Below are 21,945 nucleotides of genomic sequence, written 5' to 3'. Positions count from 1 at the left end.
AAAGCCAAGAAAAGAAGTAGTGTCGTGCGGACACTACTCAATTCCTGACCTTGTTCCATCAAACGCACGGTTGATGGAGCTGTTTCTGCTAGACTCACCTTACTACGCGCCCATGATTTTTTAATCAACTGATCGTAAATCACCGAACGGATAAAAGACGAAATTTGTCGTTCCGACGATTTGATCTTCATCGACGAACCCGATGTCACGGCTATCTTTCGAGTTTTGACGGTTGTCCCCCATGACGAATACTTTACCGGCGGGTACTTTCGTTTCGCCGGTCCGTTCTTCTAATGTAAAGTCTTCCGTCAAAGGAACACCATTCATTTGCGCTTTAAATTCTTTTAAATATGGTTCTTCCACTTTTTTATCGTTGATATACAGCATATCATCCTTGTAGTACAGCGTATCGCCTGGGACAGCGATGACACGTTTAATATAGTCACGTGTTTCCGTCGCATGGAAGACGACGATATCGCCACGCTCTGGTTCATTAAAGTAATAGGGAACCTTATTGACGACCATCCGGTCTGAATTGTGCAGTGTCGGCATCATCGACTCGCCGTCCACGATGACCGGGACGAATAGAAACGTTCGGATGATGAACGCAATCACGAGCGCTACGACAAGCGCCTTTACCCAACTAAATAACTCCTTCACGCGTTCCACTCCTTTGATTAAATCTTTAACCTAGACTTAGTATACGCATAAACGATAAAAAAAAGAAGCTTGTCCGAGGACAAGCCACTTTTTCACATGATTAACGACGAACTTCTTTAATACGCGCCGCTTTACCACGAAGGTTACGGAGGTAGTAAAGTTTCGCACGACGGACTTTACCGTAACGAACGACTTCGACTTGTGCAACACGTGGTGAGTGGAGCGGGAAAGCACGCTCTACGCCAACTCCGTAAGAAATCTTACGGACTGTGAAAGTTTCACTGATGCCGCCACCGTGACGTTTGATGACTACGCCTTCGAAAAGCTGGATCCGCTCACGCGTACCCTCGACGACTTTAACGTGTACACGGACTGTATCCCCAGGACGGAACGAAGGGACGTCTGACTTGATTTGTTCTTGTGTAATTTCACGGAACAATTGTTGTGTGTTCATGAATGATTTCTCCTTTTTTCACCAATGTTCTTATCTTCATTTGCTTATTGCATCCAACAGCGGAACATCGTTAATAGGTGGCTTTTGCCACATGTTTTAACTTATCACAATTTCATTCTTTTGACAATCCTGAAATTGACTGAAGGTACTTTAAATCACTTGCGGACAGCTCGGCTGTCTCGAGTAAATCAGGACGTCGCTCGAGCGTCCGCTTCAAGGCTTGCTGTCTTCGCCACTGCTCGATTTTTGCATGATTCCCGGATAATAAGACGTCCGGTACCCTTAATCCGTTATAGTCGGCAGGACGGGTATAATGGGGGTATTCGAGCAATCCGGTCGAAAATGAATCGTCTTCATGACTGGCCGACTTGCCGAGGACATCAGGTAACAAACGGACGACGGCATCAATCATCGTCATCGCAGCTAATTCCCCTCCCGTCAAAACGAAGTCTCCAAGCGAAACTTCATCCGTCACCAGTTCGTCATGAATCCGTTGATCAAATCCTTCATAATGTCCACATAAGAAAACAAGTTCCGATTCCTGCGCCCATTCTTCCGCTACTGCTTGATTAAACCGCTGTCCTGTCGGTGTCATCGCAACGATGCGACGGTTCGCTTTCGGCAAGGCCGCAACAGCGTCAAAAACAGGTTGCGGCGTCAACAACATCCCAGCACCACCCCCGTAAGGAGAATCATCGACACGCCCATGTCGATTCGTCGAATAGTCTCGGAAGTTAATGTACTCGAGATGTATCCGCGCATCTTCTTGTGCCCGTCCGACGATTGAATGATCGAGTGCTGTGAACATGTCCGGAAAAAGCGTCAAGACTTTGATGTTCATCCTTCAATCAATCCAGGTAATGGTGTGATTTGAATCCGCTTTTCTTGCACATCGATCGACGCGACGACTTGTTCGATGTACGGAATCAAGACGTCTTTTTTTCCCGGACGTTTAATCGTCCAGACATCGTTTGCTCCGGTCTCTAAGATTTCCGAGACGACCCCGATTTTCTCATCTCCGTCATAGACGTCGCAACCGATGATTTCGTGGTAGTAGTATTCATTTTCTCCGAGCTCTTGTAAGACTTCCGGCTGCACGAAAAGTTTCATCCCTTTATACTTTTCGACGTCGTTGATGTGATGCATTCCTTTGAAGGTCACCATGACGAATTGTTTATGTTTCCGGTAACTGCTCACCGTCAGCGGTACATACGTCCCCTCCATCTCGAGAAATACGTCATTTCCGACTTTAAAGCGTTCTTCCGGAAAATCTGTACTCGCAAGTAACTTCAATTCTCCCTTTAGACCGTGTGTATTCGCGATTTTCGCGACTTCTAACCATTGCATCTTCTTCACTTCCTTCCTTTAAAATCGTCATTCTTCTATTTTTCTGCAACAAAAAGGAGGTAAGCTTTCGCTCACCTCCAAATGTCTTACTTCGCGAGTTTCGCGTTGTGGAATTTCTCCATGATACCAGCTTTTGAGAAGAGGTTACGAACTGTGTCTGATGGTTTAGCACCTTCAGCGAGCCATTTAAGAGCGAGCTCTTCGTTAAGTTTTACTTCTGCTTCTGGTTTAGCAACCGGGTTGTAGTATCCGATTTGCTCGATGAAACGACCATCACGTGGTGCACGTGAGTCTGCTACTACCACACGGTAGAAAGGTGATTTGTTTGCGCCCATGCGCTTAAGACGAATTTTAACTGCCATTCGTAAGTCCCTCCAGATATTAAATAGTTTTTTGGTTTAGTCAAATTGACAACTTCACTAGTATACAACGTTACAGCAAAAGAGAAAAGACTTTTAGAAGAATGGGAGGCCAAAGCCGCCTTTCTTTTTCCCTTTGCCCATTTGGCCGGAGAATTGTTTCATCATCTTCCGCATGTCTTCAAATTGCTTGATCAACCGGTTCACTTCTTGAATGCTACGACCACTGCCGCGCGCAATCCGTTTCCGACGACTCGCATTGAGGATTTCCGGTTCAGTCCGCTCCCGTTTTGTCATCGATTGAATAATCGCTTCGACATAAACAAGTTGCTTCTCATCGATTTGAGCATTTTTCAAGCCCTTCATCTTTCCTTTACCGGCACCCGGAATCATTCCTAACAACTCATCCAAAGGACCCATCTGTTTCACTTGCTGCAACTGCTCGATGAAATCGTCAAACGTGAACGATGCATCGCGCATTTTGCCTTCGAGCTCCTTGGCGCGTGTTGCGTCCATTTGGAACTCTGCTTTTTCAATCAGCGTTAACATATCTCCCATACCGAGAATCCGTGACGCCATCCGCTCTGGGTAGAATGGCTCGATTGCGTCTAGCTTCTCTCCAAGACCGACGAACTTAATCGGTGCTCCGGTGACTGCCTTGATGGAGAGTGCTGCTCCGCCTCGAGTATCTCCGTCGAGTTTCGTCAGGACGACCCCTGTCACGCCGAGCTTTTCATTAAAGCTTTGTGCGACATTGACCGCATCCTGACCCGTCATCGAGTCGACGACAAGGAAGATTTCGTTAGGCTTGGCGATTTCCTTCACATCGACAAGTTCCTGCATGAGGTCCTCATCGACATGTAAGCGTCCCGCCGTATCGATCAACACGATATCGTGGTGATGCTCTTTTGCATAGTCGAGCGCGCCGGTTACGATTTCTTGTGGACTTACCTGATCTCCCATCGAGAAGACCGGTAATTCAAGTTGTTTTCCTAGCGTCTCAAGTTGTTTAATCGCAGCCGGACGGTAAATATCCGCTGCGACGAGCAGTGGACTGCGATTGTGTTTTTTTCGTAAATGATTGGCGAGTTTTCCGGTTGTCGTCGTCTTACCTGCCCCTTGAAGACCAGTCATCATAATGACTGTCGGCGGACGGTTAGCGAGCGTCAACGGAGATACTTCTTCCCCCATCAATTTCGTCAATTCGTCATGGACGATTTTGACGACTTGTTGACCGGGTGTTAGAGACGTCATCACGTCTTGACCGACGGCGCGCTCCTTCACATCATTTACGAACTGTTTCACTACTTTGAAGTTGACGTCGGCTTCTAATAACGCGAGGCGGACCTCACGCATCATTTCCTTTACGTCCGCTTCAGAAATCTTACCTTTACCTCGCATTTTGGCGAGACTGGCTTGAAGCCGTTCCGATAATCCTTCGAATGCCATTGATGATGCCTCCTACTCTAATTGCTCCAGTGATTCAATCGTCACCAGTGCCTCGCTTGGAAGGTCGAGCTGCTTCAGTTCATCAAGAAGGATCTTTCGCTGCTCATATTTTTGAAACAAGGAAAGTCGTTCTTCATATTGCTCAAGCATCGCTTCCGTACGTTTTATGTTGTCGTAGACTGCTTGTCGGCTGACTTCAAACTCATCGGCGATTTCACCTAACGAAAAATCATCTAAATAATAGAGTGACATATAATTTCGTTGTTTCGGCGTCAAAAGCTCCTGATAAAAGTCAATCAGATAATTCATCCGGTTCGTTTTATCAAGTGTCATCCGAGCACCTCCACGGTTGTTAAGTGAAATTCCTTTACAGATAGTATAGTACAGCCCTCACAGTGTGTTGTCAAGTTTTTTTCTTTACAAGCAAACCTAGCTTATTCCTCTTCCGGTGCCTCGTCCGTCGTTTGCTTTTCTTCGAATACGTCACCGAAGAGACCGTGGACGAATTGCTCGGCATTAAACGGTTGGAGATCGTCAATCTTTTCACCTAATCCAACGAACTTCACGGGGAGATCCAGTTCATTCTTAATCGCGAGAACGATGCCACCTTTTGCTGTCCCGTCAAGCTTCGTCAAGACGATGCCGCTGACATTCGTCGCTTGTTTGAACGCTTTGGCTTGCACCATCGCATTTTGTCCGGTCGTCGCGTCGAGCGCAAGGAGGACTTCATGCGGGGCCCCCGGGATTTCACGTTCAATGACCCGTTTGACTTTTTCGAGTTCATTCATCAAATTGACTTTGTTTTGCAGACGTCCTGCCGTATCACAAATCAAGACATCGACTTTCCGCGCTTTTGCCGCTTGAACAGCATCGAAGACGACGGCAGCAGGATCCGATCCTTCTCCCTGACGGATGACCGGTACACCGGAGCGCTCGCCCCAGACTTGCAACTGATCGATGGCGCCTGCTCGGAATGTATCCCCTGCTGCGAGCATGACGGTTTTTCCTTCGTTCTTCAATCGATTCGCGAGCTTCCCGATTGTCGTCGTTTTCCCGACACCGTTGACACCCACGAATAAGATGACACTGAGGTCGTGGTCTAAATCAAGTTCCGTTTCTTCTTCTTCAATCAACATGTTGGCGACGACTTCGACGAGTACATCACGGACTTCTTTTGTATCTTTAACATTTTTTCGTTTGACTTCAATCTTTAATTTTTCGACCAAATCCATCGTCGTCGTCACACCGACGTCAGCTTGAATCAGCACTTCTTCTAACTCTTCAAAAAATTCTTCATCGACTTCCCGGAAACGGTAGACGAGATCATTGACGGCACTCGCAAGCCCGTCACGCGTCTTCGACAACCCTTCCGTAAACTTAGACGTGACTTCTTGTGTCGACGTCGTCAACCGGTCTTTTAGTTTCTTAAAAAAACTCATTGTTTTAGCTCCTTTGATTCTACTTCTTCAGTCAATGTTCGCCGTGCCTCTTCTAGTTTAACGGATAACACTTCCGAAATACCGTTTTGTTGCATCGTCACGCCGTATAAAACATCCGCTGACTCCATCGTACCTTTCCGGTGTGTGATGATGATGAATTGTGTATCACGCGCCAACTGATGAACGAACTCACCGAACCGGGCAACGTTCGCTTCGTCAAGAGCTGCTTCGACCTCATCAAGTACACAAAACGGGACGGGACGCGTCTTCAAAATCGCGAACAACAAGGCAATCGCCGTCAACGCGCGTTCCCCACCAGATAAGAGTGACAAGTTCTGTAGTTTTTTACCCGGTGGTTTCGCGACGATGTCGATCCCGCTCGTCAAGAGGTCGCTCGGATCGACAAGAATCAAGTCCGCTTCTCCTCCACCGAACAATTCGCGGAATGTCTCACGGAAGTGTTCACGTACAGCCGTGAACGTCTCTTTAAAGAGTCGGACGACTTCACGATCCATCTCATCGATGACGGCATATAAATCCGTTTTCGCCGTCACTAAGTCATCACGTTGCGTCGAGAGGAACGTAAACCGTTGATCGACTTCAGCGAACTCTTCAATCGCACCGATATTAACAACTCCGATTTCTTCTAATTGACGCTTGAGCAGGTGTACTTCCTCTTTCGCCTCTTCGAATGGAATCGTCAGCGGTTCAATCAATTCGAGAATCAGCCCCATCTCGTCGAGCATTTCTTGACGTGTTTCAAGACGTGTACTGATTCTGCCGTGGTTGAGGCGCGCTTGATCGACTTGTTGTTTCGCCGACTGTTGCTCCTCTTTCAGCTTCGCTTCACGGATCCGTAGAAGTCGTAAACTTTCGCCGTCACGTTGGATTTGGTCCGTGATTGCTTTCAATTCTTGTTCAACCGTTGTTTGTTCTTTAAGCATCTGTGCCTGCTCTGCATGTAATGCTTCGATTTGACCTTCACCAAACCCTTCGAGCACATGTTTTAAATCACGCCGCTTATGACTCCGTTCGAGTTTCGCATGATTCAACGATTCTTCGATTCGTTCGACTTCACGATTGACTTGATCTAACTTCAAGATCATTGTCCGTTCTTCGAGCAAGGCATCTGCTTGTTGTTGTTTCAAGTCTTCGATTGTCACAGCACCACGGGCCTGTGCCTCTTTTAGCTGATCGAGATCACGTCTGAGTTCTTGTTGCCGCTTCGTCAAGTTCGCGATATCGTGCTCAGCTTGTTCAATCGTCGTCTTCGCTTCCCGTTCTTGCTCCGCCAACCGTTGCAACTGGCCATCTTGGACGGACAGTTCCGAAGCTGTGATTGCGAGACCATGTTTCGCCTCCGTCAATTCATCCCGAAGTGATTCAAGTGTCGTTCGCGTCGTTTTCATTTCTTGCGCAAGCGTCTCAAGCGTAACGTTCAATTGTTCATCTACTACTTTCATCTCCGCGAGGCGGCGCTCTTGTTCACGAATGACCGCCTGTCCTTGCGTCAGCCCTTCGCGGAGTTCGTCTAACTCCCGTGACTGACTAAAGAGTGGCGTCCCTTTTTTTCGGCTCCCCCCTGTCATCGAACCACCGACGTTGACGACATCTCCGTCGAGCGTCACGAGCCGATACCGATGTCCCGTTGCACGGGCAATCGCGTTCGCTTGTTCAAGCGATTCGACGACAAGCGTCGTCCCGAGCAAGTTCTGTTTTAATTTCGTCAGCTCATCGGTCGTCGTCACGAGTTCACTCGCAACGCCGATGTATCCTTGCATCGCAGATAGTTGATTGCGAACCGATTGATTCAAATCGCGCCGTTGAATCGAACTGAGCGGCATGAACGTCGCCCGTCCCGCATTTAGACGGCGTAATTCCTGAATCAACGTCCGCCCCGTCGCGTCTGTATCGACGACGACGTTTTGCATCGCTCCACCAAGTGCCGTTTCGATCGCCGCTTCATATCGGGCCGGTACGGAAATCAATTCGGCAACCGCTCCATATATGCCTGAAATGTGATCACGCTGTTTCAAAATCGTTTTGACGGCACCGAAATAACCACTGTAATCTGCCTTGACGGACTCCAAAAATTCAATCCGGTCCTCTGTTTTATCACGCCGGCGATGGAGATCGACGATGGATCGTTCGACTTGCGTCATCATCGTTCGCTGTTCGTGTTGTTTCGTTTCAACTTGCGTCTCTTCCGCTACTAAAGCATCGAGCTGTTGCCGCACGTTGAAAGAGCTCGCTTCTAGTCGGTCGACCTCGGCCGCATAAGCTGTTTGCGCCGATTGTTTCGACCCTGTCCCTTCCGCGAACGTCCGGCGTAACTCTTCCGCACTCTGTAAATCTTGTTTTGCTCGGTTATAGGCGTTATTCGTCGCCGCCAGCCGACTCGCTACTTCAAACGCTTCAGACCGTAGTTGCTCTGCTTCTTTTTCAAAATCACGTTCCGAATACGTTAATGCGGCATCTGCTTGTTCACGACGTTTGACAGTTCCCTCGTATGTTTGCTTCGTTTCGTCTCGTAAGCGAACTGCTTTTTTCGCCTCATCCTCAATTAGGGAAACACGCGCTTCAAGTGTCGCCACTTCTTGTTCTAAACGCTCTTTCATTTGCGTCCCATGTTTCTCACGTTCTTTTGCCAAGTTCAGCGAACCTTGAATTTCAACGAGCGTCGTCGAGACGGTTCGTAACCGTTCCTGCATCTCTGTCTCTGTCCGGCGAATGTTTTCAAGCATTGTTTCTTGTTCTTCTCTCGAGGTTTGCGTTTTCTCAAGACGTGCCTGTTCATTTGACAACTCACGCTCAAACGTTTCGATTTCCGTCGTCAATCGGGCAATTTGTTCCATATAGTTTTGAATTTCTTCTGCAATGATGCCACGTTCTAAAAAGTCGAACCGGTCGCGGGCAATCAGATACTCTTTTGCAAGCGCTGCTTGTTCTCGTAACGGTTCGATTCGTCCACCGAGTTCAAATAAAATATCATCGACACGTGAGAGATTCGTTTCCGTGTCACTCAACTTCCGCTCCGCTTGTTTTTTCCGGTGCCGGTATTTTAAGACACCCGCCGCCTCTTCGATGACGGACCGCCGCTCTTCCGGTTTCCCGGAGATGACTTGTTCGACACGTCCTTGACCAATGATTGCGAAGGCATCACGGGACAGTCCCGTATCCATGAAGAGATCAAGGACGTCCTTCAAGCGACATGGTTTTTTATTAAGAAAATAATCACTGTCTCCATTTCGACTGACGCGTCGCGTCACGCTCAACTCTTGGTAAGGTAACGCAACCGTTCCCGACTCATTATCGAGGACAAGCGTTACTTCTGCGAACTGCTTTCGATGTTCTGACATACTGCCGGCGAAGATGACATCTTCCATCTTCGCGCCGCGTAATGATTTAGCCGATTGCTCACCGAGCACCCAGCGCACTGCATCCGATATATTCGACTTCCCACTACCGTTCGGTCCGACGACTGCCGTCACTCCCGGTAGGAAGTCAAGTTCTGTCCGGCTCGCAAAAGATTTGAAGCCGTTGATTTCAATTCGTTTTAAGTACATCTTTACCACCCGTATGTTTAAATTTCTTTTAATTTTCTTTTAGTTTACCATAGCCGAAAGGTCTACAAAATGGTAGGTTTTATGGTAATGTTAACGGTAAAGACGTGAAGAGGAGAATTCAACGATATGACAATTGAACAAATGATTGAAGCAATCTTGGATAAATTAAATATTATTAATAAAGGCGTCATCAAAGCCGAGCAGTTCGACGGCACGAAAAATGACGACTTAAAAGAAATTTATGAGTTCGTCATGATGCGTGAATCGTTATCACTCGCTGAGGTCGATGCAATCGTCGATGAACTAAAATCACTGAAGACGGTGTAAGAAACCATATAAAAAAAGGCGTTCCCAATCGGGCGCCTTTTTTTATATGGTTTTTTTACTTAAAATTGTTTTTTCAGCTCAAGCAAGGCTTGTTTCGCTGCTTGCTGTTCTGCTTCTTTTTTCGAACGACCGGTCCCGATTCCTTCAAGCTTATCCGGGACTTGAACACGCGAGATGAATTCCCGGCTATGTGCGGGACCACGTTCTTCGATGATCTCGTATTCAATTTGTCCGAGTCCGACCCGTTGAATCGCTTCTTGTAATTGGCTCTTGAAGTCTGTCTGCTCTTCGAAGAAACCAGATGCCACTTTCGGAAAAACCGCTTCGGCGAGGAATCGCTCTGCTGCTTCAATGCCTTGGTCAAGATAAAGTGCACCGATAAACGCTTCAAATACGTCAGCAAGTAATGCTGGCCGATTTCGTCCGCCTGTCAGTTCTTCCCCTTTACCTAGCAAAATCATGTCAGAGAATTCATAATGATTGGCAAACTGGACGAGCGATGGTTCACACACGATAGCTGCTCGCAGTTTTGTTAATTCCCCCTCGGAACGTTCCGGGTAGTGTTCAAATAAATATCTTGAGACCGTCAATTCTAAGACCGCATCCCCTAAAAATTCAAGTCGTTCGTTATCGCCATCCGATTCACGTTGTTCATTGACGAACGAAGAATGGGTAAACGCTTGCTTCAACAATTCGACATTTGAAAAATGAATCGAAAGGCGCGTTTGTAACTCTTCGAATTTTTGCTCGATTTGAGCAAACGTCCGCGCATCTTTTCGACGTTTTACGTAAGGTCCTTTTCGGACACGACGTCCTTTTTGATTCGTCATAATTCCTCCTAAACAGCTAAATCCCACCGCAAAAGAGCGGTGGGTCAGCGTCAATGATTAGACTTGTGTTTCGATGTAGCTGACGACATCGCCGACAGTCTTCAAGTTTTCTGCTTGATCGTCTTCGATTGTGATTTCGAATTTATCTTCGAGATCCATAACGAGTTCCATTACTTCAAGTGAATCTGCACCGAGATCGTCTTTGAACGATTTATCGAGTGTGATTTCACTTTGCTCTTTACCTAATTTTTCTGCGATTGCCTCTTGTACGTCTACTAAAATTTGTTCTTTTGTCATTTGAAATCCCTCCATGAGTTGAGTATATAAGATGATTGCCGATTTGGCAAAGTACTACCGGTGTTCAGTTACATTGTCATGCCGCCATCAACTGCGAGCGTTTGCCCTGTGATGTAACGGGCTTCATCCGAAGCGATGAAGCTGACGAGTGTTGCGATGTCTTGCGTTTGCCCAAACCGTTTCAATGGAATTTGTCCAAGTGACAGATTCCGTTGATCGTCCGTCAATTCATCGGTCATATCTGTTTCGATGAATCCTGGGCAAATCGCATTCGCTGTGACCCCTTTACTTGCGAGTTCACGGGCGACCGATTTCGTCAACCCAATCAAACCGGCTTTCGCGGCCACATAGTTCGCTTGCCCCGGATTACCCGTGATGCCGACGACCGAAGCGATATTGATGATGCGACCACCCGTCTTCATCAACGGGCGTGACGCCGCTTGTGTGACGAGGAACGCCCCTTTTAGGTTCGTATCAACGACAGCATCAAAATCGGCTTCTTTCATACGCATCAACAAACCGTCGCGTGTGATACCGGCGTTGTTGACGACACAATCCAGTTGACCGAATGCATCGACAGTCTGTTTAACCAACGCCTTGACTTGATCAGCGTTCGCAACGTCGGCTTGGATGGCGATTGCCTCACCACCAGTCGCGATGATATCCGCGACGATGGCCTCTGCTTTTTCAGTGCTACCGGCATAGTTGACGACAACTTTAAAACCATCTGCCGCGAGACGTGTTGCGATCGCCGCACCGATTCCTCGTGAGGCGCCTGTTACGAGTGCTACCTTACTCATCCACGAATTCCCTCCGCTTCTAGTTGTTCAAGTGTCGTGATACTAATGATTTTAACGTCTTTTTTGATACGTTTGACAAGCCCACTAAGTGGTGAAGACGGTCCGAATTCGATGAAGGTATCAACACCCTCTTCAATCAATTGCTCAACACACGCCTCAAAGCGAACAGGTGAATACAATTGTTGAACGAGCAGACGTTTCAAGTCGTCCGGTTGATCGTGAAACGATCCGTCCACGTTTGAGATAAACTTCGCTTGCGCCGCTTCGAATGGTGAAGAAGCAAGGAAATCTTCGAACCGTGGTGCGAACGGTGTCATTAAAGAGGAGTGGAACGCACCGGAGACATCGAGTGGTAAGACACGCTTTGCACCGAGCTCTTTTAATTTCGTTGTCGCCGATTCGACGGCTGCGACGTGCCCTGAGATGACAAATTGGCCGGGACAGTTGTAGTTCGCGATTTGCACGATTTCACCTGTCGCCGCAATCGATTCGACGGCATGGTGTGCCGCTTCGACATCGTTTAATCCGATGACGGCAGCCATCGTTCCACCTGAAACCTGGTTCATCAACTTACCACGTTCATGGACAAGATAAACGGCTTCACTCGGCGTAAGGACCGATGCTGCGACAAGCGCGCTGTACTCCCCGACGCTATGCCCAAGGACATAGTCCGGTTTGTTACCGAGTGCCGCATAACGAGTGGCGAGAAGTGTACTATGTGCGACGATTGCGGGTTGAGCAAGCTCCGTCGCCTTTAGTTCTTCTTTTGTACCCGTCGTTAACAGCGTTGTTAAATCTAGGCCGATTCGTGTTCCGAGATCGACTAACGTTTGTTTAGTTTCTTCCTCACTGACAAGTGTCTGTCCCATACCGGGCATTTGTGACCCTTGCCCCGGAAACATCCATACCGTTTTCCCCATCTCGCTCACTCCTTTAGCTCTATTTTGTCTTCGCTTCAATGATTTTCGCAACGACGTGTTGCTCGACCATCATTTCAGCCTGTGCCAGCGCACGACTGAAGGCATAAGCATTGCTCGAGCCGTGTGCTTTGATGACAGGTGCCGCAATTCCGAACAACCCGGCCCCACCATATTCTTCGTACGCGAGCAATTGCTTCATTTTTTTAAGTTTCGGCTTTAAAATTAACGCCGCGATTTTCGAACTGAATGAACTCATGAACTGTTCCTTCATGACACCCATAATCATGCTTGCAGCACCTTCCGTACTTTTCAACAACGTATTCCCTGCAAATCCTTCTGTGACGATCACGTCCACATCACCACTCATCGCTTCTCTCGCCTCGACATTCCCAATAAAATGAATAGGGGCAGTCTCAAGTAAGGGATATGTTTCCTTCGTCAGTGCATTGCCTTTACCAGCTTCTGAGCCGATATTGAGCAGACCAACTTTCGGTTGTTTGATACCACGAACTTGTTCTGCGTAGACTGATCCCATGATGGCATAATCAAGCAAATGTTCTGCTTTTGCATCCGGATTAGCACCGACATCTAAGATGACGACACCTTTTCCGTTTCTTGTCGGGAAAGTCGGGGCCAGCGCAGGACGGTCAACCCCTTCGATTCGACCAATCACAAACAATCCGGCAGTCATCAGTGCTCCCGTGTTGCCTGCTGAAATCAAGGCATCCGCCTCTTTTGTTTTCACCAGGTTTGCAGCCACAACGAGTGAGCTATCTTTTTTCCGTCGAATCGCACGGACCGGTTCGTCTTCTCCAGTAATGACAGTCGCCGCGTGAACGATCGTCACACGGGAATCCTTGATGTCGTAAGAACGTAACTTCAATTCATCTCCAACCAATCGAATTTCAATGTCCGCCTTCGGGCGCTCCCCTAAATACTGGATCACACCTTCGACAATCGCACGGGGGGCGTTGTCACCACCCATTGCATCTACTGCTAAAATCATCATGATTCCTCCTTACTACTACGATACACCGTAAACTCACCGATAAAGACACACTCATCACCGACATAACTTTCGACGTTGATGTCTGATCGTCCATCTTGTCGATGGGAACTGACGAACGCTTTCGCGACGACGCGTTCTCCAACATGGACAGATCGTGTAAATTGCACGTTTGCTCGTGTCGTCAATGCTAACTCGTCATCAATTAACGCGATGGCGAGCGAATTGGCTTGAGCGAACAGAATATGCCCGCGTGCAATCGCGTTCCGGCTAAAAGCGTGTTCCGGCAAAATTTCTAAAATCGAAATCGCAGATGTATCAAGTTTCAGGTCAATCATATCACCAATGACTTCGCTTTCGGTCAAAGTACGCACGTCATCGAGTCGTTCTGTCGCGACGTGTTTAATCCGTTCCCGTAATTCAGGGATTTTCAATTCCATTCGATCGAGCCGAATCGTCTGAATGCTGACGTTAAAATGAAGCGCAAGTGCTTCATCCGTGATGAATGGGTTTTGTTCAATCGTATGCTGTAGTTCTACTTGCCGTTCTTTTTTAGGTACCCGCATGTACGTTCCTCCTACAAGAAGGATAATCACTATTATCACCTGGTACTAATAGTAGTATATATCCCCCGTTGTTCACTTTCAAGTATTATTCAATTCTTTCTCCGTCAAGCAGTCCTTGCTCTTCGATATAATGGCGTAACACGTCGTAGTCCGATGTTTGCCAAAAGGCATCCGAACGTAACAAACGGACGGCGTCGTTCCGGGCTGTTTCCATGATTTGAATATCGAGAGCAGGATCTGTCAGGACGAAACGTGGCAATCCACTTTGTTCTGTCCCAAAGAAATTACCCGATCCGCGTAGTTCTAAGTCTTTTTCCGCTAATTTGAAGCCGTCGTTCGTCTCTGTCATCGTCTTAATTCGCTCTTTCCCGGTGTCAGACGACGGATCAGCAATCAAGATACAATATGACTGCGAATCCCCTCGTCCGACACGTCCACGCAATTGATGCAGTTGCGCGAGACCGAATCGTTCTGCATCGTAAATGACGATGATTGAGGCATTCGGGACGTTCACCCCAACTTCGACGACAGTCGTCGAGACGAGGACTTGGACCTGATTGTCCTTGAAAGCTTGCATGACCTCGTCTTTTTCAGACGAGCCGAGACGTCCGTGCATCAAACCAACTTGATGATCGCGGAAACGTTCGACGAGAACGGCATGCAATTCCATTGCATTTTGAACATCAAGCGATTCAGATTCCTCGATCAATGGCGTGATGACATAGGCTTGCCGCCCGAGAAGTAATTCCTTCTCAACAAAACCAAAGACACGTTCAATCTGTTCTGGTTTTGCCCAGTACGTTTCAATTTCTTTACGCCCTGCTGGCATCTCGTCGATGATCGAAACATCCATATCGCCAAACACAGAAATCGCAAGTGTTCGCGGAATCGGTGTCGCCGTCATATAGAGGACATCTGCTTGCGCTGCTTTTGCTCGGAGGCGCTTCCGTTGTTCGACACCAAACCGATGTTGTTCGTCCGTAATCACTAAATGTAAGTCCTTGAAGACGACTGTATCCTGAATCAAGGCATGGGTGCCGACGAGGATGTCGATTTCTCCTTGCCGTAAGGCTTCTAGCAATAACACACGAGCCTTTCCTTTGACAGAACTCGTTAAGAGACCGACTTTAATCCCGAATGGTTCGAGTAACGGGGCAAGTGACGAAGCATGCTGCTCCGCTAGTATTTCAGTCGGAACCATCAAGGCACCTTGCTTGTTCGCACGAATCGTCGCGAACAGGGCAATCGCCGCGATGACGGTCTTCCCACTTCCGACATCTCCTTGCAGCAACCGATTCATTCGCTCTGCTCGATGCATATCACTCAAAATTTCTTCTGTCACTCTTTTTTGAGCGCCTGTCAACGGAAATGGCAGTCCTGCAATGAACTCGTCGACGGCTGCTTGATGTAACGGTAAAGCAATGCCTTGTCCCTGCCGCTTTCCAAGTCGTAATGTCTGAAGCTTTAACTGAAAATAGAGGCACTCTTCATACACATAACTTCTTCTCGCCGCCGTCAATTCTTTTCGATGCGTCGGGAAGTGTAGCGCCTTCAGCATCGTCATCCGGTCGAGAAGACGATACGCCGTCCGAATCGAATCGGGCACCCGCTCCCCGACTGATTCTACTGCTGCGAAAGCGAGTTCGACGACACGGCGGAACGTCTTCATCCGCATGTCACCTTTTAAGGAATAGACGGGTGTCAGTTCACCTTCGATCGCCCCGAATTGAAGTTCCGTCGCTGAAATCGTCATCCGGTGCAAATCCCACTTGCCGCTGACCGTCACTTCTTCCCCTAACTTCAACTGGGCTTTGTAGAAGGCACGGTTAAACATCGTCACCGTGACGCTGTACCGTTCTTCGACAAGTAACCGGAACGTTAGCCGATTCTTACCTTTTCCGTAATAACGAACGAGCGGTTCTGATTGAACTTGACCTGTGAACTTGACCTTATCTTCATGGATGGCTTCCGTCAAACTCCCCGTAACGAAATCATCGTAACGAAATGGGACGTGCTCCAGCACGTCCGAGATCGTTACGATATCCATTTCTGCAAGCTTAGTTGCCAAATCACGCCCGACTCCCTTAAGTGCCGTGACCTCACTTGATGGATTCATTCGATAAATCTCCAAAAATCTTCGACTCGAGCCAGCGTCCAGTCGGTGTATTCGCAAGACCGCCTTTCGCCGTTTCACGTAAGGCAGAAGGCATCATTTGACCGATTTCATACATTGCCGAGATGACTTCGTCACACGGAATACGTGACGTGATTCCAGCCAGTGCCATATCTGCTGCGACGAGCGCATTCGCTCCTCCCATCGCATTTCGTTTGACGCACGGGACTTCGACAAGTCCAGCGACTGGGTCACAGACGAGACCAAGCATATTTTTTAAAGCAATTGCAAACGCATGCGCCGATTGATCCGGTGTGCCTCCTGCCATTTCGACGATGGCAGCTGCAGCCATTGCTGTCGCCGAACCTACTTCCGCTTGGCATCCGCCTGCCGCACCTGAGATGGAGGCATTATTGGCAACAACGAACCCGAACGCACCCGATGTGAAAAGGTATCGGAGCATCTCCTCGCGTGAAGGCTGAAGCCGTTCTTTGACGGCGAACAACGTCCCTGGGACGACGCCCGCGCTCCCTGCTGTTGGTGTCGCACAGATTTTCCCCATTGCCGCGTTGACTTCATTCGTTCCGATGGCTTTGCTGACGGCATCTAACAAAAGATCTCCCGATAACCCGTTCCCTGACGCCCGATATCGTTGCAGTAAGACTGCATCCCCGCCTGTCAAACCGGTGACCGATTCGACACCGTCGCCTGTCAATGACCGTTCGACAGCTTCTTCCATGACTTGTAAATTCCGTTCCATCATTGCGTATACTTCATCACGCTCTAAGTGGCGGACCGTCATTTCTTGTTCAATCATGATTTCTGAAATCGGTACATTCTTTTCCGTAGCGAGTGCTACGAGTTCTTTTACTGATTTAAACATTTCTTCACTCTCCCATCATGACGGATCGTTCGACTTGTGGTAACCGGTTAATTTCTTCAAGCACTTCTTTAGGCATCCGATCATCGATTTCAATCGCCATCAAGGCTTGACGTCCTTTTTCGTGGCGCGACACTTCCATGTGACCAATGTTAATTTCATAGTCTGCGAGAATACTTGTGACTGCCGCAATCGCCCCGAAACGGTCGTGGTGCAGGACGACAAGTGCCGGCCCGCCACCTGAGAGGCGCAACGGTACACCATTCAATTCTGTAATTTCAATCGTTCCTCCGCCAATTGAAATGCCGACGAGTTCAAATTGATTTTCTCCGTCAGTCAAATGGACTCGCGCCGTGTTCGGATGGTCCGTCAGTGCTTCACTCGTTTCAAAATGAATCCGAATCCCTTTCCCTTCGGCGATTTTAATCGACTCAGGAATCCGATCATCAAACGTATCATAACCAAGCACCCCACCAATGATCGCTACGTCGGTTCCGTGCCCCCGGTACGTATCGGCAAATGATCCATAAAACGTGATATAAATGTCTGTTGGCGTTTCCCCGAACAACTTACCCGCCATCAAACCGATTCGTGCTGCTCCTGCCGTATGGGAACTCGATGGTCCTACCATGACAGGACCGATGATATCAAATACACTACGATACTTCATTTCATTTCCCCCTCTCTTTTAAACAAAACAAAATCCCACCTCTATTATCGCAGATGGTGGGATTCGTGAAAAGGTAACTTCACCTTTATTCTTTATTCAACACTAAGAATATATGAATAGAGCGGTTGCTTTCCGTCGTGAACTTCGACTTCAGCGTCCGGATTGACAGATTCGATGTAAGCGACTAACTCGTCGACTTCATCTTGGGCTACGCCTTCTCCAAATAAAATCGTTACGATTTCGTCATCTTCCGTGACGAGCGTATCGATGAGTTTCTTCGCTGCACCGAGACTCGAGTGATCCGTTGCGACGATTTGTTTTTCCGCAATCGCCATGTGATCATCTTTTTTAATCTCGACACCATCGATACTCGTATCACGGACAGCATATGTGATTTGTCCTGACTTGACAGCACCAATCGCATCCATCATGTGACGCTCGTTCTCATCGACTGTCGCTTCCGGGTTGTAGACGATTGTCGCAGCCAGTCCTTGTGGGACCGTTTTTGATTTCACGACCGTCACGCCGCATGATGCAACAGATGCTGCTTGTTCAGCCGCCATGATGATGTTCGAGTTGTTCGGATACACATAGACGTGCTCCGCATGCGCGTCTTCAATCGCTTTGACGATATCTTCCGTCGATGGATTCATCGTCTGTCCACCTTCGATGACGATGCTGACACCGAGTGATTTAAAGAGCTCACTGATCCCTTCGCCCATTGCGACCGTGACGAGTGCAGATTTCGCTTTCGCTTTCGTTGCAACTGGAGCTGTTACGTGATTGACGCCTTCTTCTTCTAAAATCGTTGAGTGTTGTTGGCGCATGTTTTCGATTTTAACCGCGACGAGCTCACCAAATTTTTGTCCTTTGTTGATGACATCACCTGGTGTCTCGACATGGACATGAACTTTGAGCAACTCTTCATCTGCGACGACGAGCAGTGAATCTCCGAACTCAGATAATTCGTTACGGAATGCTTCTTCACTGAACGGTGCATTCGCTAACTTATCATCTTGGAAACGAACCATGATTTCTGTACAGTAACCGTAATGGATTTCCTCTGTCGACATGAAGCTTTGAGCCGATTTATGATGCTCTGCTTCGACGAGTGCTTCCATGACAGGAGCATGCGGTTTTTCAAGTTCTTTTCCTTCGAGTGTCGCAAGGAAGCCTTCATAAATACAAACAAGTCCCTGTCCACCAGAATCGACGACACCGACTTCTTTTAAGACCGGTAAAAGATCGGGTGTTCCTTCGAGTGAAACTTTTGATGCTTCGACAATCCCGCGCATCAATTCAAGTAAGTCCGTCGTTGTTTCCGATTGTGCGATCGCAGCGACTGCTGTTTCACGAGCAACTGTTAAAATCGTCCCTTCGACTGGCTTCATGACGGCCTTGTATGCTGTATCAACACCTTTTTGCAAGGCATCTGCGAATTCCTTCGTATCGATTGTTTGTTTTCCTTCAATCGATTTCGAGAAACCACGGAATAATTGACTTAAGATAACACCAGAGTTCCCACGTGCCCCCATTAAAAGACCTCGTGCGAATATTGATGCGACGTCTGCGACAGAATCAGATGTTGCGTTTGTTGCTTCTTTCGATCCAGATGTCATCGTCAAGTTCATGTTCGTTCCTGTATCGCCATCCGGCACAGGGAACACGTTCAGTGAATCGACGAAATCTGCATTTTGATAGAGATTTGCCGCGCCATTTTGAATCATCTTGACTAATTGGGCTCCTGTTAAACGATCTACACTCACTAAAGTTTCCTCCTCTATTTCCGTCTTAGACATTCGTCAAACGGACTCCTTGGACAAAAATATTTACAGATGTCACTTCTAACCCTAACGCTTGGTTCAACGTATATTTAACACGGCTTTGAACATTGTTCGCGACTTCAGAAATTTTCGTACCGTAACTCACAATGATATGCATATCGATGTGAACTTGTTCTGAAGATTGTCGAACGATGACGCCACGTGCAAAATTCTCACGTTTCAATAATTCAGCTAGCCCATCTTTGATTTGTGATTGTGATGCCATACCAACGACACCAAAACATTCCATTGCTGCTCCGCCCGCCAGTTGCGCGACGACATCATTATCTACATCAATCTTTCCATAGGTCGTTTTCATCTCGATCGCCACCTGAGTAGCCCCCTTTAACTAATTGTGTTCTTCTCGTAATTCTACTATAAGGACCTACTATTGAAAAGTCGCCGTACTGACTATACAATGAATAAGTGAAAAATAGTAGCGGTCAAATGAACTTTTACCATCATCCTCATCCATTATTTTAAATTTTGAGGTTCTCTGTCAAGTTTTTTTCTTGTCAGCTACTTTTTTTATGTTGCAACCGTCCTGACACCATGCTAAGATAGCAAAGTGTCTATTAGGACGAACGCAAAACAACATAAAAGGAGGCGGAACGCATGGCACGTAAATGCTACGTTACTGGAAAATCGCCGAAGTCGGGAAACAACCGTTCACACGCATTGAACAAAACGAAACGCACTTGGGGAGTCAACGTACAAAAAGTACGTATCCTCGTTGACGGTAAACCTAAAAAGGTTTGGGTTTCAGCTCGAGCTCTTAAATCAGGTAAAGTCGAACGCGTATAAGGCGCAAAAACCGGACGGGAATCTTCCCTTCCGGTTTTTTTGTCGTCTTTTTTATTTTTCTCCTAAAGTAATTGTCGCAGCATTTGAAAACGCTTACAATAAGTTGGCAGTTACTTTATTGCTCAAGGGGGAATTCATCATGCAGTTAAAAAGAGCCATGACAAGCCGACATCTATTCATGATTTCGCTTGGTGGTATTATCGGGACGGGGTTATTTCTCGGTTCAGGGTTGACGATTTCGCAAGCAGGACCACTCGGGGCGGTCCTCAGTTACATCGTCGGCGGAACAATCATGTACTTAACGATGCTCTGTCTAGGAGAGATGGCTGTCCACATGCCTGTGTCCGGTTCATTCCAAACGTATACGACACGTTTTATCGGTCCAGGCATCGGTTTTGCCGTCGGTTGGATTTATTGGCTCGGCTGGGCCGTGACCGTCGCTCTTGAAATCACAGCTGCCGGTAGTCTGATGGATCGCTGGTTTCCACAGGTTCCCGTCGTCATCTGGTGCGCCTTATTTACCGTCATCTTATTCGGATTGAACGCGATCTCTGCGAAAGCATTCGGAGAAGCAGAATTTTGGTTTTCAAGTCTTAAAGTACTCGCCATCCTGTTCTTCATCGGACTCGGGGGAGCCGCATGGTTCGGATGGATTGATATGGCGGCTGAACGACCAGCTACGTTGTTCGCGAACTTCACGGCGAACGGCTGGTTTCCGAACGGGGCTCTCGGCGTCTTGACGACGATGATTGCCGTCAACTTCGCTTTCCAAGGAACAGAATTGATTGGTGTCGCTGCCGGGGAATCGAGTGATCCAGAAAAATCGATTCCGAAAGCGATTCGTAATACGGTTTGGCGGACGTTTATTTTCTTCGTCCTCTCGATTACAATTATCGGGGCTTTAATTCCGTATGAATCGGCGAGCGGCATCAGCAGTCCCTTCATCATGGTATTTGACGCAATCGGTATCCCATATGCTGCAGATTTGATGAACATCGTCGTTTTGACGGCACTCTTATCCGTCGGAAACTCTGGACTGTATGCTGCGACACGCATGCTCTGGTCGATGTCGCAAGAAGGCATGATTTCAAAGAAACTCGCCATCGTCAATCAGCGGGGTGTGCCGATGCGCGCCTTAACGTTCACGATGCTGTTCGCGATGTTATCCTTATTGACGGCATTCTTCGCAGAAGATACCGTCTTCATCTGGCTATTATCCATCGCCGGTCTCGGAGCACAAGTCGGTTGGATCTCGATTTCCGCTTCGCAAATCGCTTTCCGACGCCAATTCATCAAGGCAGGACACACGCTTGACGAACTGAAGTTCAAAACACCGTTCTTCCCAGTCTTACCCATCCTCTCATTCTCACTCAATCTGCTCGTCTTAATCAGTTTAGGTTTTCAAGCCGATCAACGCGTCGCCTTATATCTCGGCGTCCCTTTCTTCCTACTGACATGGGCAAGTTACCATCTTTTCGTCAAAGGAAAACATATCGCTGCAAAAAGCGAACAACAAGCAGCCAGTTCGACACTTCAAAACGAACAACGATGACTTGTTATCTGGCCCTGGATACACCGGGTGCCGGAATCCGTTGAACTTAAACAGTCGACTGACTAATAAATCAAAACGCCGAT

General features: G+C 47.8%; 23 protein-coding genes. 3 read left to right on the top strand and 20 right to left on the bottom strand.

From position 1 onward, the window contains the following. Positions 1-120: 120 nt before the first annotated feature. From lepB to smc, 9 genes are all read right to left on the bottom strand, one after another. Positions 121-660: a signal peptidase I gene (lepB, locus tag KNQ02_RS03685; RefSeq protein ID WP_088837380.1), complete on the bottom strand. Its 540-nt coding sequence runs from the start codon at positions 658-660 to the stop codon at positions 121-123. Between the two features lie 100 nt (positions 661-760). Beyond that, the gene (gene rplS / locus KNQ02_RS03680; RefSeq protein ID WP_088837381.1) at positions 761-1,114 is read right to left on the bottom strand and encodes a 50S ribosomal protein L19; all 354 of its coding nucleotides are present in this window, start codon (positions 1,112-1,114) and stop codon (positions 761-763) included. Between the two features lie 112 nt (positions 1,115-1,226). Beyond that, positions 1,227-1,955 carry a tRNA (guanosine(37)-N1)-methyltransferase TrmD gene (gene trmD, locus KNQ02_RS03675; RefSeq protein WP_214807322.1) on the bottom strand — a complete coding sequence of 243 codons (729 nt, stop codon included), beginning with the start codon at positions 1,953-1,955 and terminating at the stop codon, positions 1,227-1,229. Beyond that, the gene (gene rimM / locus KNQ02_RS03670; RefSeq protein WP_214768599.1) at positions 1,952-2,461 is read right to left on the bottom strand and encodes a ribosome maturation factor RimM; all 510 of its coding nucleotides are present in this window, start codon (positions 2,459-2,461) and stop codon (positions 1,952-1,954) included. The genes trmD and rimM overlap by 4 nt, the downstream gene beginning before the upstream one ends. Positions 2,462-2,547: 86 nt before the next feature. Continuing rightward, positions 2,548-2,823, bottom strand: coding sequence for a 30S ribosomal protein S16 (gene rpsP, locus KNQ02_RS03665; protein ID WP_012370770.1), 276 nt, complete (start codon positions 2,821-2,823; stop codon positions 2,548-2,550). A 93-nt stretch (positions 2,824-2,916) separates the two neighbouring features. After that, positions 2,917-4,269 (bottom strand): signal recognition particle protein, encoded by a 1,353-nt coding sequence (ffh, locus tag KNQ02_RS03660; RefSeq protein ID WP_214765163.1) that lies wholly within the window; start codon positions 4,267-4,269, stop codon positions 2,917-2,919. A gap of 12 nt (positions 4,270-4,281) precedes the next feature. Then, positions 4,282-4,602, bottom strand: coding sequence for a putative DNA-binding protein (locus tag KNQ02_RS03655; RefSeq protein WP_088837385.1), 321 nt, complete (start codon positions 4,600-4,602; stop codon positions 4,282-4,284). Between the two features lie 101 nt (positions 4,603-4,703). Beyond that, positions 4,704-5,708 (bottom strand): signal recognition particle-docking protein FtsY, encoded by a 1,005-nt coding sequence (gene ftsY, locus KNQ02_RS03650; RefSeq protein ID WP_214807320.1) that lies wholly within the window; start codon positions 5,706-5,708, stop codon positions 4,704-4,706. Next, positions 5,705-9,274, bottom strand: coding sequence for a chromosome segregation protein SMC (gene smc / locus KNQ02_RS03645; protein WP_214807318.1), 3,570 nt, complete (start codon positions 9,272-9,274; stop codon positions 5,705-5,707). Before smc ends, ftsY begins: the two co-directional genes overlap by 4 nt. Positions 9,275-9,400: 126 nt before the next feature. Between smc and KNQ02_RS03640 the strand changes: the two genes are divergently transcribed. Beyond that, positions 9,401-9,601 carry a DUF1128 family protein gene (locus KNQ02_RS03640; protein ID WP_029330856.1) on the top strand — a complete coding sequence of 67 codons (201 nt, stop codon included), beginning with the start codon at positions 9,401-9,403 and terminating at the stop codon, positions 9,599-9,601. Between the two features lie 59 nt (positions 9,602-9,660). On the opposite strand, the gene rnc is transcribed toward KNQ02_RS03640, so the two are convergent. The 11 genes from rnc to KNQ02_RS03585 all read right to left on the bottom strand — a co-directional run bounded on the left by rnc (position 9,661) and on the right by KNQ02_RS03585 (position 19,837). Then, the gene (rnc, locus tag KNQ02_RS03635; protein WP_088837388.1) at positions 9,661-10,431 is read right to left on the bottom strand and encodes a ribonuclease III; all 771 of its coding nucleotides are present in this window, start codon (positions 10,429-10,431) and stop codon (positions 9,661-9,663) included. 57 nt (positions 10,432-10,488) lie between these two features. Continuing rightward, positions 10,489-10,728, bottom strand: coding sequence for an acyl carrier protein (gene acpP / locus KNQ02_RS03630; protein ID WP_012370777.1), 240 nt, complete (start codon positions 10,726-10,728; stop codon positions 10,489-10,491). A gap of 68 nt (positions 10,729-10,796) precedes the next feature. After that, a complete protein-coding gene (gene fabG, locus KNQ02_RS03625; RefSeq protein ID WP_214807316.1) occupies positions 10,797-11,528 on the bottom strand; it encodes a 3-oxoacyl-[acyl-carrier-protein] reductase in 732 nt (243 codons plus the stop codon). Further along, on the bottom strand, positions 11,525-12,448 hold the full coding sequence (gene fabD, locus KNQ02_RS03620) for an ACP S-malonyltransferase (protein WP_214768601.1): 924 nt from the start codon (positions 12,446-12,448) through the stop codon (positions 11,525-11,527). Before fabD ends, fabG begins: the two co-directional genes overlap by 4 nt. A 19-nt stretch (positions 12,449-12,467) precedes the next feature. After that, positions 12,468-13,454, bottom strand: coding sequence for a phosphate acyltransferase PlsX (plsX, locus tag KNQ02_RS03615; protein WP_029330860.1), 987 nt, complete (start codon positions 13,452-13,454; stop codon positions 12,468-12,470). Beyond that, a complete protein-coding gene (gene fapR / locus KNQ02_RS03610; RefSeq protein ID WP_029330861.1) occupies positions 13,454-14,020 on the bottom strand; it encodes a transcription factor FapR in 567 nt (188 codons plus the stop codon). The genes plsX and fapR overlap by 1 nt, the downstream gene beginning before the upstream one ends. Before the next feature lie 85 nt (positions 14,021-14,105). After that, entirely contained in the window at positions 14,106-16,136 is a 2,031-nt protein-coding gene (gene recG / locus KNQ02_RS03605) for an ATP-dependent DNA helicase RecG (RefSeq protein WP_214807314.1), read from the bottom strand. Then, entirely contained in the window at positions 16,120-17,016 is an 897-nt protein-coding gene (gene sdaAA, locus KNQ02_RS03600) for an L-serine ammonia-lyase, iron-sulfur-dependent, subunit alpha (protein ID WP_088837392.1), read from the bottom strand. Before sdaAA ends, recG begins: the two co-directional genes overlap by 17 nt. 4 nt (positions 17,017-17,020) lie before the next feature. After that, the gene (gene sdaAB / locus KNQ02_RS03595; protein ID WP_088837393.1) at positions 17,021-17,683 is read right to left on the bottom strand and encodes an L-serine ammonia-lyase, iron-sulfur-dependent subunit beta; all 663 of its coding nucleotides are present in this window, start codon (positions 17,681-17,683) and stop codon (positions 17,021-17,023) included. Positions 17,684-17,775: 92 nt separating this feature from the next. Next, positions 17,776-19,449, bottom strand: coding sequence for a DAK2 domain-containing protein (locus tag KNQ02_RS03590; protein WP_369834716.1), 1,674 nt, complete (start codon positions 19,447-19,449; stop codon positions 17,776-17,778). Between the two features lie 25 nt (positions 19,450-19,474). Further along, a complete protein-coding gene (locus KNQ02_RS03585; RefSeq protein WP_029330866.1) occupies positions 19,475-19,837 on the bottom strand; it encodes an Asp23/Gls24 family envelope stress response protein in 363 nt (120 codons plus the stop codon). A 284-nt stretch (positions 19,838-20,121) separates the two neighbouring features. On the opposite strand from KNQ02_RS03585, the gene rpmB reads away from it, so the two are divergent. Together rpmB and KNQ02_RS03575 are read left to right on the top strand one after the other, a co-directional pair. After that, the gene (rpmB, locus tag KNQ02_RS03580) at positions 20,122-20,310 is read left to right on the top strand and encodes a 50S ribosomal protein L28 (RefSeq protein ID WP_023468758.1); all 189 of its coding nucleotides are present in this window, start codon (positions 20,122-20,124) and stop codon (positions 20,308-20,310) included. A 139-nt stretch (positions 20,311-20,449) separates the two neighbouring features. Beyond that, positions 20,450-21,862 (top strand): amino acid permease, encoded by a 1,413-nt coding sequence (locus KNQ02_RS03575; protein WP_214765172.1) that lies wholly within the window; start codon positions 20,450-20,452, stop codon positions 21,860-21,862. Positions 21,863-21,945 lie beyond the last annotated feature (83 nt).

The sequence above is a fragment of the Exiguobacterium sp. s102 genome (genome assembly GCF_018618635.1).
Classification (GTDB): domain Bacteria; phylum Bacillota; class Bacilli; order Exiguobacteriales; family Exiguobacteriaceae; genus Exiguobacterium_A; species Exiguobacterium_A oxidotolerans.
This window is presented reverse-complemented; position numbering and strand designations above follow the sequence as displayed.

What these genes read in the sequence shown, in the direction of transcription:
- rplS (WP_088837381.1), bottom strand. Translation starts at nt 1,114, where the DNA reads ATGAACACACAACAATTGTTCCGTGAAATTACACAAGAACAAATCAAG.
- trmD (WP_214807322.1), bottom strand. Translation starts at nt 1,955, where the DNA reads ATGAACATCAAAGTCTTGACGCTTTTTCCGGACATGTTCACAGCACTC.
- rimM (WP_214768599.1), bottom strand. Translation starts at nt 2,461, where the DNA reads ATGCAATGGTTAGAAGTCGCGAAAATCGCGAATACACACGGTCTAAAG.
- rpsP (WP_012370770.1), bottom strand. Translation starts at nt 2,823, where the DNA reads ATGGCAGTTAAAATTCGTCTTAAGCGCATGGGCGCAAACAAATCACCT.
- ffh (WP_214765163.1), bottom strand. Translation starts at nt 4,269, where the DNA reads ATGGCATTCGAAGGATTATCGGAACGGCTTCAAGCCAGTCTCGCCAAA.
- KNQ02_RS03655 (WP_088837385.1), bottom strand. Translation starts at nt 4,602, where the DNA reads ATGACACTTGATAAAACGAACCGGATGAATTATCTGATTGACTTTTAT.
- ftsY (WP_214807320.1), bottom strand. Translation starts at nt 5,708, where the DNA reads ATGAGTTTTTTTAAGAAACTAAAAGACCGGTTGACGACGTCGACACAA.
- smc (WP_214807318.1), bottom strand. Translation starts at nt 9,274, where the DNA reads ATGTACTTAAAACGAATTGAAATCAACGGCTTCAAATCTTTTGCGAGC.
- KNQ02_RS03640 (WP_029330856.1), top strand. Translation starts at nt 9,401, where the DNA reads ATGACAATTGAACAAATGATTGAAGCAATCTTGGATAAATTAAATATT.
- rnc (WP_088837388.1), bottom strand. Translation starts at nt 10,431, where the DNA reads ATGACGAATCAAAAAGGACGTCGTGTCCGAAAAGGACCTTACGTAAAA.
- acpP (WP_012370777.1), bottom strand. Translation starts at nt 10,728, where the DNA reads ATGACAAAAGAACAAATTTTAGTAGACGTACAAGAGGCAATCGCAGAA.
- fabG (WP_214807316.1), bottom strand. Translation starts at nt 11,528, where the DNA reads ATGAGTAAGGTAGCACTCGTAACAGGCGCCTCACGAGGAATCGGTGCG.
- fabD (WP_214768601.1), bottom strand. Translation starts at nt 12,448, where the DNA reads ATGGGGAAAACGGTATGGATGTTTCCGGGGCAAGGGTCACAAATGCCC.
- plsX (WP_029330860.1), bottom strand. Translation starts at nt 13,454, where the DNA reads ATGATTTTAGCAGTAGATGCAATGGGTGGTGACAACGCCCCCCGTGCG.
- fapR (WP_029330861.1), bottom strand. Translation starts at nt 14,020, where the DNA reads ATGCGGGTACCTAAAAAAGAACGGCAAGTAGAACTACAGCATACGATT.
- recG (WP_214807314.1), bottom strand. Translation starts at nt 16,136, where the DNA reads ATGAATCCATCAAGTGAGGTCACGGCACTTAAGGGAGTCGGGCGTGAT.
- sdaAA (WP_088837392.1), bottom strand. Translation starts at nt 17,016, where the DNA reads ATGTTTAAATCAGTAAAAGAACTCGTAGCACTCGCTACGGAAAAGAAT.
- sdaAB (WP_088837393.1), bottom strand. Translation starts at nt 17,683, where the DNA reads ATGAAGTATCGTAGTGTATTTGATATCATCGGTCCTGTCATGGTAGGA.
- rpmB (WP_023468758.1), top strand. Translation starts at nt 20,122, where the DNA reads ATGGCACGTAAATGCTACGTTACTGGAAAATCGCCGAAGTCGGGAAAC.
- KNQ02_RS03575 (WP_214765172.1), top strand. Translation starts at nt 20,450, where the DNA reads ATGCAGTTAAAAAGAGCCATGACAAGCCGACATCTATTCATGATTTCG.